Source organism: Rhodococcus sp. NPDC003383 (assembly GCF_053589115.1).
In genome coordinates this window covers 1-17,231 of sequence record NZ_JBSFRG010000011.1, presented here as the reverse complement: position 1 = coordinate 17,231, position 17,231 = coordinate 1, and the positions used below count along the sequence as shown (strand labels likewise).

At 68.2% G+C, this 17,231-nt stretch carries 13 protein-coding genes and 1 pseudogene; 12 read left to right on the top strand and 2 right to left on the bottom strand.

The window, feature by feature from the left end; translation table 11 throughout:
- The first annotated feature begins 44 nt into the window (after nucleotides 1-44).
- From ACWDTS_RS12000 to ACWDTS_RS11990, 3 genes are all read left to right on the top strand, one after another.
- The gene (locus ACWDTS_RS12000) at nucleotides 45-1,064 is read left to right on the top strand and encodes an Rv2578c family radical SAM protein (protein ID WP_197250463.1); all 1,020 of its coding nucleotides are present in this window, start codon (nucleotides 45-47) and stop codon (nucleotides 1,062-1,064) included.
- 109 nt (nucleotides 1,065-1,173) lie between these two features.
- Nucleotides 1,174-1,500 (top strand): hypothetical protein, encoded by a 327-nt coding sequence (locus ACWDTS_RS11995; protein ID WP_197250462.1) that lies wholly within the window; start codon nucleotides 1,174-1,176, stop codon nucleotides 1,498-1,500.
- A gap of 154 nt (nucleotides 1,501-1,654) precedes the next feature.
- Nucleotides 1,655-3,043, top strand: a complete 1,389-nt coding sequence (locus ACWDTS_RS11990; protein ID WP_197250461.1) for an oxygenase MpaB family protein — start codon at nucleotides 1,655-1,657, stop codon at nucleotides 3,041-3,043.
- 143 nt (nucleotides 3,044-3,186) lie between these two features.
- Here the strand turns inward: ACWDTS_RS11990 and ACWDTS_RS11985 are convergent, their stop codons facing one another.
- Complete coding sequence (locus ACWDTS_RS11985) at nucleotides 3,187-3,879, bottom strand: SDR family NAD(P)-dependent oxidoreductase (RefSeq protein WP_197250460.1); 693 nt, start codon at nucleotides 3,877-3,879, stop codon at nucleotides 3,187-3,189.
- Nucleotides 3,880-4,024: 145 nt separating this feature from the next.
- Between ACWDTS_RS11985 and ACWDTS_RS11980 the strand changes: the two genes are divergently transcribed.
- From ACWDTS_RS11980 to ACWDTS_RS11945, 8 genes are all read left to right on the top strand, one after another.
- The gene (locus tag ACWDTS_RS11980; RefSeq protein WP_197250459.1) at nucleotides 4,025-4,918 is read left to right on the top strand and encodes a LysR substrate-binding domain-containing protein; all 894 of its coding nucleotides are present in this window, start codon (nucleotides 4,025-4,027) and stop codon (nucleotides 4,916-4,918) included.
- A 147-nt stretch (nucleotides 4,919-5,065) separates the two neighbouring features.
- Nucleotides 5,066-6,430, top strand: coding sequence for an MFS transporter (locus ACWDTS_RS11975; protein ID WP_248675017.1), 1,365 nt, complete (start codon nucleotides 5,066-5,068; stop codon nucleotides 6,428-6,430).
- A 47-nt stretch (nucleotides 6,431-6,477) separates the two neighbouring features.
- Nucleotides 6,478-7,419: a shikimate dehydrogenase gene (locus ACWDTS_RS11970; RefSeq protein WP_450109180.1), complete on the top strand. Its 942-nt coding sequence runs from the start codon at nucleotides 6,478-6,480 to the stop codon at nucleotides 7,417-7,419.
- A complete protein-coding gene (locus ACWDTS_RS11965; RefSeq protein ID WP_248675016.1) occupies nucleotides 7,416-9,365 on the top strand; it encodes an FAD-dependent oxidoreductase in 1,950 nt (649 codons plus the stop codon). The genes ACWDTS_RS11970 and ACWDTS_RS11965 overlap by 4 nt, the downstream gene beginning before the upstream one ends.
- Nucleotides 9,362-10,207, top strand: coding sequence for an aldo/keto reductase (locus ACWDTS_RS11960; protein ID WP_450109181.1), 846 nt, complete (start codon nucleotides 9,362-9,364; stop codon nucleotides 10,205-10,207). The genes ACWDTS_RS11965 and ACWDTS_RS11960 overlap by 4 nt, the downstream gene beginning before the upstream one ends.
- Complete coding sequence (locus tag ACWDTS_RS11955; protein ID WP_450118255.1) at nucleotides 10,207-11,295, top strand: Gfo/Idh/MocA family protein; 1,089 nt, start codon at nucleotides 10,207-10,209, stop codon at nucleotides 11,293-11,295. Before ACWDTS_RS11960 ends, ACWDTS_RS11955 begins: the two co-directional genes overlap by 1 nt.
- A complete protein-coding gene (locus tag ACWDTS_RS11950; RefSeq protein WP_450118254.1) occupies nucleotides 11,292-13,019 on the top strand; it encodes an FAD-dependent oxidoreductase in 1,728 nt (575 codons plus the stop codon). The genes ACWDTS_RS11955 and ACWDTS_RS11950 overlap by 4 nt, the downstream gene beginning before the upstream one ends.
- Nucleotides 13,016-13,834, top strand: coding sequence for a sugar phosphate isomerase/epimerase family protein (locus tag ACWDTS_RS11945; protein ID WP_450118253.1), 819 nt, complete (start codon nucleotides 13,016-13,018; stop codon nucleotides 13,832-13,834). Before ACWDTS_RS11950 ends, ACWDTS_RS11945 begins: the two co-directional genes overlap by 4 nt.
- A 186-nt stretch (nucleotides 13,835-14,020) precedes the next feature.
- Here ACWDTS_RS11945 and ACWDTS_RS11940 read toward each other — a convergent pair whose 3' ends face one another.
- Nucleotides 14,021-15,280, bottom strand: a complete 1,260-nt coding sequence (locus ACWDTS_RS11940; RefSeq protein WP_450109183.1) for a GAF domain-containing protein — start codon at nucleotides 15,278-15,280, stop codon at nucleotides 14,021-14,023.
- 160 nt (nucleotides 15,281-15,440) lie between these two features.
- Between ACWDTS_RS11940 and ACWDTS_RS11935 the strand changes: the two are divergent.
- Nucleotides 15,441-17,135: pseudogene (locus tag ACWDTS_RS11935) on the top strand (NAD(P)-binding domain-containing protein); the annotation flags it as partial.
- Nucleotides 17,136-17,231: the final 96 nt, after the last annotated feature.

Sequence of the window (17,231 nt, the reverse complement as noted above, 5' to 3'; positions counted from 1 at the left end):
GACGACCGGTTGACAGAATGTCGCACAGGTGTTCGACTGAGCGCATGAGGTGGGCGGCACAGACACTGGACGCCGACGACGGCGCGTTGCCCGGATTCGATCGGGCCGGACTCGTCCGCAGCGTGCAGACGCCGGACTTCGAGGGCATCACGTTCCACGAGGTGCTGTGCAAGAGCGCCCTCAACAAGACGCCGGAGGCGTCGAATCTGCCGTTCCGCTACACCGTCAACACCTTCCGTGGATGCAGTCACGCGTGCCGTTACTGTTTCGCCCGGCCCACCCACGAATATCTCGACCTCGATCCCGGCCACGACTTCGACACCCAGCTCGTCGTGAAGACCAACGTCGCGGCGGTGCTGCGACGGGAACTGTCCCGGAAATCCTGGAAGCGCGAACACGTCGCGCTCGGCACCAACACCGATCCGTATCAGCGCGCGGAGGGCCGATATCGCTTGATGCCCGGCGTCATACGTGCGCTCGCCGAGTCCGGCACCCCGTTCTCGATCCTCACCAAGGGCACCCTGCTGCGGCGCGATCTGCCGTTGCTCACGCTCGCGGCCCGGCAGGTCGACGTCGGGGTCGCGGTGTCCCTGGCAGTCGGCGACCACGACCTGCAGCGCCAGCTCGAACCGGGCACCCCGTCGCCGCAGGCCCGGCTCGATCTGATCCGCGCCGTGACCGACGCGGGACTGTCCTGTCATGTGATGGTGGCCCCGGTCATCCCGTATCTCACCGACTCGACCCGGCACCTCGACGAGCTGTTCGCCGCCATCGCACAGGCCGGCGCCTCGGGCGCGACCGTGATCCCGATGCACCTCCGCGGCGCCACCCGCGGATGGTTCCTGTCCTGGCTCGCCGCCGAGCATCCCGCGTTGGTGCGGCGGTACCGGCAGCTCTACGGCCGCAGCGCGTACGTCACGCCCGAGTACAAGCGCTGGCTCAAGGCTCGCGTCGTACCGCTCGTGGAGCGCTACGGACTCGCCGGCGCCGAAGCCGCACACCGGGACGTGCCGTCGCCGGTCTCCGAGCGCCGTTCCGCGGATCCGGCACTCACGCTGTTCTGACCCCTACTGCCGGTCCGCGCGGCGATCCGGGATCCCGGCGCAGCCCACTCGGCCCGGTCGGGCAAGATCGTCTCCTGTCGTGCCGTCGAGGAGATGCGAGGGGTTGTCTGTGAGAAGTCGTGTGGTGGCCGCGGGGTTCGTTCCCGGGGTGGTCGTTCTCGGTGCGATCGTGGCGGGCTGCGGTGGCACGGCCACGGGCGCGACGTGCGACGACTTCGCCGCTCAGGACGACGCCGCGCGCGGCGAAACCGTCCTCTCCCTGCTCGAACCCCACGGCATCTCGTCCCGCGACCTGGAGAGCTATCGCGTCGTCGTCGGCAAGGTCAACGAATACTGCGGTCTGCGCGCCGGGGTGGCCCGCGAGAGCGGGGAGGCCACGCAGAACAACACGCAGCCGATCGACGCTGCCGTCGACTGGGACAGCTTCACGCACTGACGGTTCCGGCCGTGACGGGGCTCGTCCGGAAGTGAGCGCGTCGACCACTGCAGATCGCATCGGAAGAAACACGCAACGAAACTGACATCACCTGTTTTCAAATGGTGATGCCGTGTGCGACACTGCCTGAAAGTGCTACGTGGGGGTGGTTTTCATGACTACGACCAACGAGCGCTCAGAGATCCTCCTCGAAGATGTCGACTTCAACCGGCGAGATTGTCCCGATCGGCCGTTACGGCCCATCCCACCCGGTCGGGACCACTTCGCCGATCAGTGGCGTCACATGCGCGAAATCATGTTCGGCGACTGGATAGACATCGACCGGGAAGTCGAACCCAACGACCTCACGCGCCTGCGTGACGACTATTTCTGGCAACGCGACGAGCACATGATCGGCGTGGTCGAGGCGTTCGAGCGACTCGGTCATGAGCAGGGCCGCGCGCTGTTCGAGCAGGCTCTCACCCAGGGCATCGAAACGCTCGAAAATCCCCCGCACGAGTTCGTCGAGCTCTTCGAGCATCTCGATCAGCTGCCTGCCCAATTCGATCTCGTCGCTGCCGAACGGGGACGGATGCTGGCGATGGCGGCTACCTGGAGTGCCACGTCGATCATCAAAGGGTGGGCACTGTACGAAACAGCAATGACCGGTGACATTTCCGCTGCCACCGGTGCCACGGGACGATTCGCGGACGACGGTCCGCGCCGCTTCATCGAAACAGCCCGGGTATTTGCCGAGTTCAGGCTGCCGGAAATTTTCGATCGCCGTTCCGAGGCATTCCAGGACGTGGTGCGCGTGCGGTTGATGCACGCACTGGCCAGTCGTGGGCTACGCAGAAAATGGGGTGACGACGTCTATCTCAAATTCGGAGAACCGATTCCTGCGACATCGTTGCTCGGATTCGGCAGCGGCATGTTGCTCGGACGGCTCGTCGACCACGCGTTCGGGCGCAGGTTGACCGCGCAACAACTCGAGGATCTCGCCGAATATTCCTCCTACTCCGCGCGTTTGTGGGGAGCTCCCGAACTGCTCCACTCCGCGAACGGTGTGGAACTCATCAAATCGCTGAATTATGTTCTCGCAAGGGGCGGTAACCCTTCGCCCTGGCGTGCTGAACTCGTCGATGCCATTGCCGGTCCCGCACACGTGGAGACCCTGACGGACACGCTTCCCGGTGTGGTCAAGAAATGGGTGTCCCGGTACGCCGATCAGATCATCGCCACCATCGCTCTCGCGCCGGCAGGAGTGGTGTTCGGGTACAAGCAGATCGAAGCCATGGTGGAGGGCACGCACTTCGAGCCGCTCGGATACAACTTCGAACGCCGAGTGCGCTGGTTCGCGCATCTCACCGGATTGAACGTAGCTCTCGCCAGGCTGGCCGACAGCGTTCCCTGGTCCAACCCCATCCGCGAGCGCAGGAACAGAAGCGGGGCAGCCGCGCGCGAACGGGTGGCCATGTTGAACAAGGTCGCCCGCGGTCGGCATATCGCGATGACCTTCACGCAGCACGACCGTTCGACGGCGGGTGAGGGTTTCAGCGGGTAGCCCGGCCGATATCACGTTCTTCGACGAGTTAATGCGTGCGACGGTAGCCGGCGGTCCCGGATGCGCGGGGCCCGCCGCTCGCCAGTGGGATGTGCGAACGCCGGAGATCCCTGGCGACGGCGGAGTCGGTTCGGGATGGCCGGTCAGTACGACGCGCGCCCGCCGCTGGCGTCGTACACGGCACCGGTGGAGAAACTCAGCGCCTCCGACGACAACCACGCGACCAGTTCGGCGATCTCCTCGGGCCGTCCCATCCGCCCCATCGGGGTGAGGCTCTGCGATCGGGCGATGATCGCGGGATCGGTGTCGGCGTTCATCGGGGTCTCCACCGCAGCGGGGGCGACGGCGTTGGCGAGCACGCCGGACGTCGCGACCTCCTTGCCCAGTGACTTGGTCAGGGCGATCACGGCGGCCTTCGAAGCCGAATAGGCGCTCTGGTAGGGGTTTCCGTCCTTGGCTGCGATGCTTGCAAGGTTCACGACGCGGCCCCAGCCGGCGTCGATCATCCCGGGCACGAACGCGCGGCACATCAGGAACGTGCCGTCGACGTTGACGCGGAAGGTGCGGTGCCAGCCGGCGAGGTCGGTGTCGACGAGTAGCGCCGACGGGCCGACGATCCCGGCGCTGTTGACGAGGATGTCGACGCGGCCCACGCGCGACCGTAACCGGTCGACCGCCTCCGGATCGGTGACGTCGAGGTGCTCGTCGGCGCCGGGCGCGAGGTCGGCGGTGACGACGCGAACGCCTGCGTCGGCCAGGCGTTTTGCGCACGCCGCGCCGATGCCGCCGGCGCCGCCCGTGACGAGGGCGATGGCGCCCGATGGGTATGTGGACATGGATATCTCCTCGGGTATCTGGGGATCGGGTATGTGGGGAGTAGTCTCAATCTATGTGCGATATCGAAACAATAAGGTTCGCACTGTATTCAAGATGAATATACGGCTGCGGCGTGGCCGTCAACCCGCCGAAGGAGAGGGTCCCGTGGAGATCCGTTGGGTGCAGGCATTCGTTGCCGTCGCCGAAGAGTTGCATTTCGGGCGGGCCGCCGCGCGGTTGCAGATGGCGCAGTCCCCGCTGAGCCAGACCGTGCGCAAGCTCGAGAAGGACATCGGCGTACCGCTGTTCGAACGCAACACCCGCAGTGTGGCGCTCACGGCGGGTGGTCATGCGTTCCTGCCGCACGCGTACCACATTCTCGAGAGCGTCGAGACCGCACGCCAGGCCACCCGCGCGTCCGCGGGAGGCGTGTACGGGCGCATCAAGATCGGATTCACGGGTGTGCTCAACCACCTGTCGCTCCCGCCGCTGACCCGGGCGCTGCGGCAGCGATATCCCGACATCGAACTCACCCTGGTCGGCCGCATCATGACCCGCGATGCAGTCGCGCAACTGGAAAGTGGCGCACTGGATCTCGCGTTCGTCGGCATGCCCGTGCAATCGGCGGGTGTCAGTGCCCGGCTGATCCGGCGCGAGCCGTTCGGTGCGGTGCTGCCGGTCGACCACCCGCTGGCGGGCGAGACCGCGATCGAGCTGCGCGATCTCGCCGAGGACGGGTTCATCACCACGCCGATCTCGGCGGGATCGTCGCTGCAGGAGGTCACGATGCGGGCGTGCCTCGACGCCGGATTCCGTCCGCGGGTGGTCCAGGAGATCACCGATCCGTACATGATCCTGCTGCTCGTCTCGACCGGCGTCGGCGTCGCGCTCATGACCTCGGGCATGGCGCCGATCGCCCCACCGGGCACGGTGTTCGTGCCCCTGACGGGCGAGCCGGTCTACATGCTGCACGGTCTCGGGTGGTCGCCCAAGCGGGTGTCGCCCGCGCTCGAGGTCGCGCTCCGGCTTGCCGAGGAGATCCTCCCGACCCCCGATTAAGATGCAAATGGTCTTTTTCAAAGACTTTTTCGGTGTTGGACGCCACATAGTCTTGCGTGACAGTCTCGGTTCGTCCCGGCGAGTGTGAGGGCCGTCTCAGCGGATCGGCCCTCCGTGTTCGTCGGATTCTGGGACGAAAGGAAACCCATGACGAACAGTCACACATCGGATCGCGACGGGCACCGCGCTGCCAACGCCCGCAGGGCCGCCATCTCCGGCTTCCTGGGCAGCACCCTCGAGTACTACGACTTCTTCATCTACGGCTCCGCCGCGGCCCTGGTCTTCGGGCACATCTTCTTCCCCGGCGGCGGCGCGACCGCAACCCTGCTGTCGATCAGCACCCTCGGCGTCGCCTACGTCGCCCGCCCCCTCGGCGCGGTGCTGTGGGGACACTGGGGCGACAAGTTCGGCCGCCGAAACGCCCTCCTGGCGTGCCTGCTCACGATGGGCATCTCGACCTTCGTCATCGGCTGTCTGCCCACCTACGACCAGATCGGCATGGCCGCACCCGTGATCCTGGTGCTGCTCCGGTTGCTCCAGGGCCTGTCCGCCGGCGGTGAATCACCGGGGTCGTCGTCGCTCACCCTCGAACACGCCCCCGCGCGTCGCCGGGCATTCTTCACCTCGTTCACGATGAGCGGCATCATGTTCGGCATCGTCATCTCGAGCCTCGTCTTCATCCCCGTGGCCTCGCTGCCCGACGACGCCCTCTACTCGTGGGGCTGGCGGGTACCGTTCTGGCTCAGCATCGTCGTCACCGTCGTGGCAATGTGGTTGCGCCGCAAGCTCGACGAACCCGAAGTCTTCGAGGAGATTCAGGAGAGCGGGGACACGGCGGCGTTGCCGGTCGTGGAAACGTTCCGCTCCCACTGGCGCGCGGTGATCCGTATCGCCCTCAGCGCCACGTTCGCGATGATCAACACCATCGTCAACGTCTTCGCCCTCGCCTACGCCGTGGGCGTCCAGGACATGGAACGCTCGACGATCCTGTGGGCGATCGCCGCTGCCAACTTCGTCGCCGTACTCACCCAGCCGCTCTTCGGCATCCTCGCCGACCGCATCGGCCGCAAGCCGGTATTCGTGTTCGGTGCCCTCGGTTCGGGCGCCATGGTCTTCGCCTTCTTCCACGCGATCGGAACCGGAAGCACGGCAATGGTGTTCGCCAGCGGAATCGTTCTCATCGGCTTCTTCTACGCGATGCCCAACGGCATCTACCCCGCGTACTTCCCCGAGCAGTTCCCGGCCAGGGTCCGCTACACGGGCATGGCGGTGAGCCTCATGCTCGGACTGCTCGTAGCGGGCTTCACCCCGGCCGTCGCCCAGATCCTGTCGGCCGGCGACGCCGCGAACTGGGTCCCGGTCGCGTCGATGTGCATGGGCTTCGCGGTGCTCGCCGCGGCCGCGGCACTGACCGGACCCGAGACGTATCGCACGCCCACCGAGGAACTCGGAGAACCGAAGCGCCCGGTACCGGCGGTCGCGGCAAACAGCCTCGTTCGCACCGACGCCTGACCGACCGATCCGCCTCGGTGCTCGATCCGGGCACCGAGGCACACCCCATGGAGGAGCACATCGTGTCCACCACTGCTGCGCACCGCATCGGACTCGTCGGTGCCGGTATCGCCTCATCGCTCTCACCCGCACTCCACGAACGCGAAGCCGCCGAACTCGGGCTCACCGGCTACCGTTACGACCTGCTCGACCTCGACACGCGGACCGTGCCGGTCGCGCACACCGCCGAGTTCGTCCGCGCCGCCGTGCGCAAGGGTTACACCGGGCTGAACATCACCCACCCGTGCAAGCAGCTCGTCATCCCGGCCCTCGACGAACTGTCCGACACCGCCCGGCTGCTCGGCGCCGTCAACACCGTCGTCGTCCGCGACGGCCGGCTGATCGGACACAACACCGACCACAGCGGGTTCCTTGCGGCCCTGCAGCGGGGACTTCCCGGTGCCGCGCTGGACTCGGTGCTCCTCGTGGGGGCGGGCGGGGCCGGCTCCGCCGTCGCATACGCGCTCGGCGCAGCGGGCGTGAACGAACTGAGCATCTCGGACGTCGACCCGGCCCGCGCCGCAGATGTCTGCATCCGGGTCGCCGCGGCGTTCCCGGCGGCGTCGGTCACGCCGGTCGCGGCCGCGGACGTCGCCACGGCGCTGCAGACGTGCCATGGGGTGGTGAACGCGACGCCGATCGGTATGACCGGACACCCCGGAACGCCCTTCGACACCGCCGCACTGCGGTCCGGCCAGTGGGTCGTCGACATCGTCTACCGGCCCCTGCGCACCGAACTCGTCTCCGCTGCAACAGCTCTCGGGTGCGAGGTGCTCGACGGCGGGCAGATGCTCGTGGCGCAGGCCGCCGACACGTTCGCGCTGCTCACCGGAGTCACCCCCGACGCAGGCCGTATGCGCCGCCACCTCGGCGCCCTGATCGAACAACGAGACCTCGCCGCCGCCTCGGCCGGTTCGGCCGCAACCCCGACGACCGAGGAGATGCGATGACCACCCCCGCCTTCGCCCGGCCCCTCGACCTCGGGCCGGTCCGGCTACGCAACCGCTTCGTGTCGGCACCGATGGAACGCAACTACTGCGCCCCCGACGGCACCATGACCGACGACTACATCGCCTACCTCGAACGCCGCGCCGCCGGGGGAGCGGCACTGGTTTTCACCGAAGCCAGCTACGTGCGCGCCGACGGCAAGGGACGCATCCGGCAGATGGGTGTCGACGAGGACGACCGCATCCCCGGCATCGCACGGATGGCCGACGCCCTGCACGCCCACGGTGCACTCGCCGGGGTCGAACTCAACCACGGCGGCCGCACCGCACAGGGCGCGGTCAGCGGATTCGTGCCCGTCGCGCCGACGCCGATCCCGTGCACGGTGGTGGGCGGCGAGATGCCCGAACAACTCGACGACGCCGACATCGAGCACATCATCGAATGCTTCGGTGAAGCCGCGGCGCGGTGCGAAAAGGCCGGTGTCGACGTGATTTCGCTGCACGGTGGACACGGCTATCTCATCCACCAGTTCCTCTCGCCCGCCTACAACAAGAGGAACGACAAGTGGGCCGAGCCCACCTTGTTCGTCAACCGCGTCATCGACGCCGTGCGGGCGATGGCTCCGGGGGTGGCCCTGGGGCTGCGCTTCTCCGCATTCGAAGGCGTCGACGGCGGCCTCGACGCGCGGTCCACCCGCGAGCGCATCGACGCGATCGACACCCACCGCCTCGACTTCCTCGACGTGTCGGCGGGCAATTACGAAGCGGGCCAGTGGATCATCCAGCCGGGCGAATGGCCTCGCGGCCTCCTGGCGCCCCACGCCGCGCCGTACACGCGCGATTTCGACATCCCGGTCGGCGTCGCCGGCCGCATCAGCACCCCCGAGGCCGCAGAACACATCATCGCCTCGGGTCAGGCCGATTTCGTGAGCATGGCCCGCACCCTGCACGCCGACCCCGAGTTCCCGAACCGTGCACTCGCCGGCAGCCGGTACCGACCGTGCATCGCCTGCAACTACTGCATCGACAGCCTGGCCGCCGGGCCCGTACCGTGCTCGGTCAACCCGTGGGTGGGTCGTGAACTCGAGCAGCCCACCGAAGCCGCCGGCATCCCGGTCCGGGTTGCGGTGATCGGAGGTGGACCCGCGGGCCTGTCGGCGGCCCGGGAACTCGCGACCGCCGGACACCGCGTGGATCTCTACGACGAACGTGACACGCTCGGAGGCGATTTCGCGCTGGCCTCGGCCCTGCACGAGTACCCGGAGTACCGCCGCATCGTCGACTGGTATCTCGCCGAGCTCGCCGATCTGGACGTAACGTGCCACACCGGTGTCCGCGTCGAGGCGGACACCCTGGCCGCCGAGGACTTCGACGCGATCGTCCTCGCGACCGGCGGCCGCGGTCCCGCGCTGGACGTGCCCGGTCTGGAGACCCGTCGCGTGCGGGATGTGCGCGACTATCTCGCCTCCGGAGATCCGGCACCGGCGTCGATCACCATCTTCGGTGCCGACCGCGAAGCCGCGGCGGTGGCCGACGACCTGCTGCAGAAGGGCACGCAGGTCGTCATGATCGGCCCGCAGGAAACCATCGCCCACGATGTCGGCCGGCGCGCCAAGATCGTGCTGCTGCCGAGGCTGGCCGCGGCCGCGAACTTCACCGCCCACCTGTCGTCGATCGTCACCCGCGTCGAGGCGGACCACGTGGTGATCTCCACGAACGGCACCGAATCCACGGTGTCCGCCCCGGGTGAGCTGCTCGTTTCCCAGGGCATCGAACCCCGCACCGACCTGCTCACCGCGCTGCGCCGGCTCGCCCCGCGCCTCGGCGTCCACAGTGTGGGCGACGCGAGCGGTGACGGCGGATCCATCCACGCCGCCATCGTCACCGCCGCCGACGTCACCGCCCGTATCACCGCATCCGCACGTACCCGAGTCGAGGCCCTCGCATGAAACCCGAAATCGGCACAGCCGCAAAGATCTACGGCACCGACGTGCGCGATGCACTGCCACCGGTCGGCCTGGGTACCTGGCCGCTGGTCGGGCCGGATGCGACCGCCGCCGTGCTCGCCGGCATCGAAGCCGGCTACCGACTGATCGACACCGCCACGATCTACGACAACGAGGACGCCGTCGGTACGGCCCTCACCACGTGCGGTGTGGCCCGTGACGAGCTGTTCGTCACCACGAAACTACGTGGCAGTGACCATGTTTCGGGCGACATCCGCGGCGCCGTCGAACGCAGCCTCGAGCGGTTGGGTCTCGACTACCTCGACCTGTTCCTCATCCACTGGCCGTTGCCGCGCCTCGACCGCTATGTTGCCGCCTTCGAAGGGATCCTCGAGTGCCGCGACGCGGGTCTCGTCCGGTACGCGGGCGTGTCCAACTTCCTCGAACACCACCTGCGCCGGGTCGTTTCCGAAACCGGTGAAGCGCCCGCGGTCAATCAGATTCAAATGGACCCGACACTCGCCCGGGTTCCGGTGCGCCGCGCCGACAACGAACTCGGCGTGTTCACCCAGTCGTGGAGCCCACTCGGGCGGGGTGAGACGCTGCGCTCGCCGGTCGTCACCGCGATCGCCGACCGCCTCGGCATCACGGCAGCCCAGGTGATCCTCGCGTGGCACCGCGCGCACGACGTGGTTCCCATCGCCCGCTCGGCGAACCCGCAGCGACAGGCGGAGAACCTCGCCGCAGCCCACGTGCGGCTCGAACCCGCCGACGTCGCGGCGCTCGACGACCTCGATCGCGGCGAGAGCGCCGCACGCGATGTCGAACGAGAGGAGCACTTCTGATGTCGCTGCGTACAGGCATCGTCGGATGCGGACGTATCGCCGGTAACCATGCCCGGGCCCTGCAGCAGAGTCCCGGCGTCGAGGTGGTGGGTTGCGCCGACGCCGACCCGGATCGGGCCACCGCGTTCGCGCGGCGGCACGGCATCGCCCACGCCGTCGGCTCGGTGGAGAAGTTGTTCGCGCTCGGCCTCGACGCCTGCACCGTATGCACCCCGCATCCCGTGCACGAGCAGATCGTCGTCGCCGCGGCCGAGGCCGGCATCCATGTGCTGTGCGAGAAGCCGATCGCGGTGGACGTGGCCGCTGCGGACCGCATGATCGCCGCCGCGGACCGCGCCGGCATCACGTTCGCGGTATTGTTCCAACGGCGCTTCTGGCCCGCGGCCCGGCGTATCAAGGCCGCGATCGACGACGGCCGGCTCGGCGTCCCGGTGCTCGGAGAGGTGTCGGTGCTGCTGCACCGTCCGTCGAGCTACTACTCGGCCGATGCCTGGCGGGGCCGTTGGGACACCGACGGCGGTGGCGTGCTCATGACGCAGGCCGTGCACCAGATCGACATGCTGCAGTGGTTCATGGGCGAACCCGTCTCGGTGACCGGTGGTATCGGCACCCGTTTCCACGGCGACCACATCGAAACCGAGGACACCGCCTCGGCGGTGGTCACGTTCGCGTCCGGGGGCACCGCGACGATCACCGCCACCACCGGCGTCAACCACAACCTCGGCAACCGGGTCACCGTCATCGGGGCGACCGGAGCCGTCGCGAGCGTGCTCGAATTCCCCGAGGGTCGCGAAGGCGTGAACGAATTGTGGACGCTGCCCGGCGAACTCGCGCTGAACACCCCCTACGACAGCGCCACCCACGCCAACCTCGACGTCGAGGACGTCAACGCAGGCCTCACCGACTTCCACACCCTGCAGGTGCAGGACTTCGCCGACGCCGTCCGCACCGGCCGCCCACCCGCCGTCACCGGCCGCGACGCCCGCACATCGCTCGCCGTGATCGAAGCCGTCTACGAATCCGCCCGCACCGGTCGGCCGGTCGCGCCGGCCCCTGCACTCGTGTCCACAACCGAGGAGAACCGATGACCCCCGCATCTTTCACCGACGGGAACACCTTCGACGTAGTGGTCGTCGGGTCCGGCGCCGGCGGGCTGTCCACCGCCGTCACGGCCGCGCACGGCGGCGCGTCGGTCCTGGTGGTGGAGAAGGCCGCCGTGTGCGGCGGCGCCACCGCATGGTCCGGCGGCTGGATGTGGACCCCGCGCAACCTGTTCGCGCATGCCGACGGCGTCCACGAGGACCGTGCCCTGCCGCGCACCTATCTCGAACACCGGCTGCGCGACAACTTCGACCCCGCCAAGGTCGACGCGCTGCTCGACGGCGCCCCGGCGATGGTCGAGTTCTTCGAGACGCGCACGGCCCTGCAGTTCGTGGCCGGCGCCGGCATCGCCGACATCCACGGCGACACCCCCGGTGCCGGCACCGGGCATCGTTCCGTCGCGCCGAAACCGGTGAGCCTGCGCACACTCGGCCCCGACGTCGCGGCGCTGCTGCGCCGGCAGCTGTACGAGACCTCGTTCCTCGGCATGGGGATCATGGCCGGCCCCGACCTGCAGGCCTTCCTGCACTCGACGCGTTCGGCGAAGGCATTCGCATACTGCGCGCGTCGTGTCACCACGCACATGTTCGACCTCGTCACCAAGCGTCGCGGTCAGCAACTGGTCAACGGCACCGCGCTCGTCGGTCGCCTGTTGCGCTCGGCGCTCGACGCCGGGGTCGAGTTCCGGGTGTCCACCGCGGCCACCGCGCTCACCACCGACGACGGCCGGGTGACCGGAGTCCGCCTCACCGGTCCCGGCGGGCAGTACACCGTCACGGCCCGTCGGGGTGTCGTCCTCGCGACCGGCGGATTCACCCACGACCTCGATCGGCGCAGGGAACTGTTCCCGCGCACACCCACCGGACGCGAGCACTGGACCCTCACCCCGCCGACCACCACCGGTGACGGGATCTCACTGGGTGAATCGGTCGGTGGGCGCCTGGACCGAACGCTCGCGTCGCCCGTCGCGTACTGCCCCGTCTCCCTGGTCCGATACCGCAACGGTAAGCAGGGTGTCTTCCCGCACATCATGGACCGCGCCAAGCCGGGCGCCATCGGTGTGCTGGCCGACGGCCGCCGGTTCGTCAACGAGGCGCTCGGGTACCACGACTACACGCTCGCCATGATCGAACAGGTCCCGGACGGTGACGAGGTGTGCTCATGGCTGATCGCCGACGCGCGATACATGAAGTACTACCCGCTGGGGATGGCCAAGCCGTTCCCGATCCCCACCTGGCCGTACCTGCGGTCCGGGTACCTCACCCGCGCCGCCACCCTCCGGGAACTCGCCGCGAAGATCGGTGTCGACCCGGACGGACTCGACAAGACCGTCGCCGTGTTCAACGAGAACGCCCGGGCCGGGACAGATCCCGAGTTCGGCCGCGGATCGACCCCGTTCAACGTCCGGTCGGGGGATGTCGGCAACCCGTGGCCCAATCCATCGCTCGCGCCGCTCGAGAAGGGCCCGTTCTACGCGGTGAAGGTGGTCCCCGGCAGCTTCGGCACGTTTGCCGGGCTCGTCACCGACGCGCAGTCCCGCGTGCTCGACTCCGGCGACGCGCCGATCGACGGTCTCTTCGCCGTGGGGGTGGACCAGGCGAGCGTGATGGGCGGTCACTATCCCTCCGGCGGAATCAACCTCGGCCCCGCCATGACCTTCGGCTACCTCACCGGACGCCGACTCGCCTCGACCACAGGAGTCTCCCGATGACCGCCCTGCTCGGACTCGCCGCCCTCACCGTCCTGGACATCCCGCCGCTGCAGCATGTCGATCTCGCCGAACGACACGGCTTCGACACCGTCGGTTTGCGGCTGCTGCCCGCCGCGCCCGGTACCACCGCGTACCCACTGCACGAGAATCCCACCGAACTCGATGCTCTCGTACGCCGACTCGCGGATTCGCCCATCGAGGTCTTCGACCTCGAGATCATCCGCATCGCAGAGGGTTTCGACACTTCTGCCTACCGGCCCCTGCTCGAGGCAGGCGCGCGGCTCGGGGCGCGGGCCGTACTGGTCGGCGGCGACGACCCCGACCGTGCACGGTTGGCCGACTCGTACGCGCGGCTGGCGCAGGTGTGCGCCGAATACGGCATCGTCGCAAGTCTCGAATTCATGCCTTGGACAGCGGTTCCCGACGCCGAAGCTGCAGTCGACATCGTCTCGCAGGCCGACGGACCCGCACGTAGTGTGCTCGTCGACGCCCTGCACACGGACCGGTCGAGCACGACCCTCGACGATCTCGCAGCGATTCCTCGGGAATGGTTGCACTATGTGCAGATATGCGACGGGTCCCTGCCGGCTCCGACAGACGACGTTGAACTGATCCGGCAGGCTCGTGAAGAACGGCTCGTGCCCGGAACAGGCGGGATCGACTTGCGCGGAATCTGTTCTGCGCTACCTGAAGGACTCCCTGTGAGCATCGAGCTACCCAACGAGCCGTTGCGCCGGGCGCTGGGGGACGATGCGTGGCTCGACAAGATCATTTCTGCGACGAGGAGGACCATCGCGCCGATCCAGGCTGTGTAATGCCGAGTGCCGACTTCGAGAGAGAGGGACCTCGCGATTCCCTCACTATCGGTCCTCGTGATCGACACGGGTGCACATCGGGGCCGGCGTGCTGAGCGCCGGCGCGAAGGTGGCGTCATCCATGTGGTCGGCCATTCGGAAAGACCCCATTCTTGTCGGGTCCTCGTGGTCCGATGCAATGGACATTCACGTGGCCAGTGCCCGCACCCCGGGGCTCGTCGACCGGCGCACGAACGCACATTCGGAGAGGCGCTCCGCGCCGGGCGTTTCGACGACGAGATCGACGGACTCCGTCAGCCGGTAGGGCCGGCTGTCCACCACGGTGCCGAGCGCGCGGCGCAACCGCGACACCTCCGCGCGCACCGCGACGGCATGATCGGCGTCGCCGAACAATGCGTGACCGAGATCGGTGACCGTCATTCCCGCGGGGCCGTGGCGGTGCAGCAGTAGCAGGATCTCGGCGTGCCGCACCGTCACGGAACTGTGCCACGAGGAGTCCGCGCCGGTCACCTCCACCGAGGGAGTCGACGAAAGGCGAAGTGTCATCGAGATTCTCGACGTCCGCTCGGCAGGGCGGATCAGCCACCCGTGGGAGAGCTGCTCCGGCATGCACAGCCCGAGGCCGGGGACGGTGATCGGCCGGTCGCCCCGCGGGGCGGCGACTCGTCCGGTGGTCGCGACTCCCGAGGCGTGCGCGACCCATCCGTGGTCGTCGACGAGTAGTAACGGTCCACTGACCGACGCGAGCACCGGCGCCGCACGGGTGCGCAGATGGTCGAGGCGTTGCTCGTGCCGCCGCCACAGCTGGGATTCGGCCAGCCGCACCGCGGTGTCGACCAGCGCGCTGATCGCCGGATGCAGCGTCAGCGCCGGGCCGCTGACGTCGACGATGCCGAGCAGCTCACCGCTGATCGGGTCGTGGACGGGTGCCGCCGTGCAGTACCAGGGATGTTGGCTCTGCTCGAAGTGCTCACCCGAAAACAGTTGGACCGGAGCGGCTTCGGCAAGTGCCGTTCCGATCGCGTTGGTGCCCACGGCGGATTCGGTCCACACGGATCCCTCACGGAACCCGAGAGCGTCGGCGCGAGCCCGGATCCGCGCGGAACCGTTGCGCCACAGGATCACTCCGTCGGCGTCTGTCACCACCAGAAGCAGCTGCGACGCATCAGCCACCGGCGCGACGATCTGCGTGAGGTCGCCGATCACGGTGGACAGCGGCGACTGCCGGCGGCGGCGTTCGACCTCCTCGACCGGAAAGGGGATGCGGACGTTGCCGCCGGACGGGTCGAGTCCGGTCTCAAAGACCCGCGACCACGAGCGGGCGACGACCGCGCGGGGACGCATCGCGGGTTTGCCCCCGCCGATCACCGCGTCGTGCATCCGGACGAGGTCGCGTGCGTGACGCGGCAGATCGGTGCCGGGTGCGATCGCGCTGAAACTGCTCACGGTTCCTCTCCGGTCTCCGGGTATCCCCCGGAGCATAGGCGCCGCGCTGTGGTCTGCGCCACAAGCGCGCGTCCGCGCCGTGCAACGTGATGCAACGATTGCAGCAACCCCGTGCTCGGCTGTGTGCTGGATCACAACAACGACCGGAAGGGGATCCGCCATGACCGACATCCTCGAGCAGCCCACCGACCAGGGCCTCGACCCGCAGCGACGCGTCGACCAGTGGCTGCACGATTTCGAGGCCGCGCTCGCCTCCCGCGACGTCGACGCCGCAGCGGGCATGTTCGCCACCGACAGCTTCTGGCGCGACCTGGTCGCCTTCACCTGGAACCTCAAGACGGTCGAGGGCCGCGACGGTGTCGCGAACATGCTGCACGAGCGGCTCGACGACACCGACCCACGCGGCTTCCGCACCACCGAGCCACCCACCGAGGAGGACGGTGTCGTCAGCGCGTGGATCGCGTTCGAGACCGCGACCGGACGCGGGGAAGGGCACCTGCGCCTCGTCGAGGAGGGCGCGTGGACGCTGCTCACGACGCTGCAGGAGCTGACCGGACACGAGGAGGGCAAGGGCGTGCGGCGCCCGCGCGGCACCACCCACGGTGCCGACCGGAACCGGGTGACCTGGTCCGAGCAGCGCGAGGCGGAGGAACGCGAACTCGGGTACACCCGCCAGCCGTACGTCGTGATCGTCGGCGGTGGTCAGGGCGGAATTGCGCTCGGCGCGCGCATGCGGCAGCTCGGTGTGCCCACCCTGGTGCTGGACAAGCACGACCGGCCCGGCGACCAGTGGCGCGGCCGGTACAAGTCGCTGTGCCTGCACGATCCGGTCTGGTACGACCACCTGCCGTACCTGCCGTTCCCCGACAACTGGCCGGTGTTCGCGCCGAAGGACAAGATCGGCGACTGGCTCGAGATGTACACCCGGGTCATGGAGGTGCCGTACTGGTCGAAGACGACGTGCACGTCGGCGTCCTACGACGAGGCGGCGGGGGAGTGGACCGTCCACATCGAACGCGACGGGCAGCCGCTGGTGTTGCGCCCGAAGCAGCTCGTGATCGCCACCGGGATGTCCGGCAAGCCCAACATTCCGTCGTTCCCGGGCATGGACCGGTTCCAGGGCGAACAGCACCATTCGAGCCGACACCCGGGACCCGACGCCTACGCGGGCAAGAAGGCCGTGGTGATCGGCGCGAACAACTCCGCGCACGACATCTGCGGTGCGTTGTGGGAGGTCGGGGCGGACGTGACGATGGTGCAGCGGTCGTCCACGCACATCGTCAAGTCCGAATCGCTCATGGAGCTCGGCCTCGGCGACCTCTACTCGGAGCGGGCGCTCGCGGCCGGCGTAACCACCCACAAGGCCGACCTGGCGTTCGCGTCGCTGCCGTACCGGATCATGCACGAGTTCCAGATCCCCGTCTACGACAAGATCCGGGAACGCGACGCCGACTTCTACGACCGGCTCGAAAAGGCCGGGTTCCGGCACGACTGGGGCGACGACGGCTCCGGCCTGTTCATGAAGTACCTGCGCCGGGCATCGGGCTACTACATCGACGTCGGTGCATCCGAACTCGTCGCGAACGGCGACATCAAACTCGCCCACGGCAACGTGCGGGAGCTGACCGAACACAGCGTGATCCTCGAGGACGGCACCGAACTCGAAGCCGACCTCGTCGTCTACGCCACCGGTTACGGGTCCATGAACGGCTGGGTCGCCGATCTGATCGGTCAGGACGTCGCGGACAAGGTCGGCAAGTGCTGGGGTCTCGGCTCGGACACCACCAAGGATCCGGGACCGTGGGAAGGCGAGCAGCGCAACATGTGGAAGCCGACCCAGCAGGAGGGGCTGTGGTGCCGTGAACTCGATCCCGTGCCCGACCGATGCGCTGCATCGCGGGCGTGTCGCTAGAACCGGAGAACGCATGAAATCGATCAAGCATACGGCCGT

Bases quoted from the DNA above. Each gene is read 5' to 3' on its own strand.
- ACWDTS_RS11970 (WP_450109180.1), top strand. From the start codon at position 6,478: ATGGAGGAGCACATCGTGTCCACCACTGCTGCGCACCGCATCGGACTC.
- ACWDTS_RS11985 (WP_197250460.1), bottom strand. From the start codon at position 3,879: ATGTCCACATACCCATCGGGCGCCATCGCCCTCGTCACGGGCGGCGCC.
- ACWDTS_RS11950 (WP_450118254.1), top strand. From the start codon at position 11,292: ATGACCCCCGCATCTTTCACCGACGGGAACACCTTCGACGTAGTGGTC.
- ACWDTS_RS11945 (WP_450118253.1), top strand. From the start codon at position 13,016: ATGACCGCCCTGCTCGGACTCGCCGCCCTCACCGTCCTGGACATCCCG.
- ACWDTS_RS11965 (WP_248675016.1), top strand. From the start codon at position 7,416: ATGACCACCCCCGCCTTCGCCCGGCCCCTCGACCTCGGGCCGGTCCGG.
- ACWDTS_RS11955 (WP_450118255.1), top strand. From the start codon at position 10,207: ATGTCGCTGCGTACAGGCATCGTCGGATGCGGACGTATCGCCGGTAAC.
- ACWDTS_RS11975 (WP_248675017.1), top strand. From the start codon at position 5,066: ATGACGAACAGTCACACATCGGATCGCGACGGGCACCGCGCTGCCAAC.
- ACWDTS_RS12000 (WP_197250463.1), top strand. From the start codon at position 45: ATGAGGTGGGCGGCACAGACACTGGACGCCGACGACGGCGCGTTGCCC.
- ACWDTS_RS11990 (WP_197250461.1), top strand. From the start codon at position 1,655: ATGACTACGACCAACGAGCGCTCAGAGATCCTCCTCGAAGATGTCGAC.
- ACWDTS_RS11960 (WP_450109181.1), top strand. From the start codon at position 9,362: ATGAAACCCGAAATCGGCACAGCCGCAAAGATCTACGGCACCGACGTG.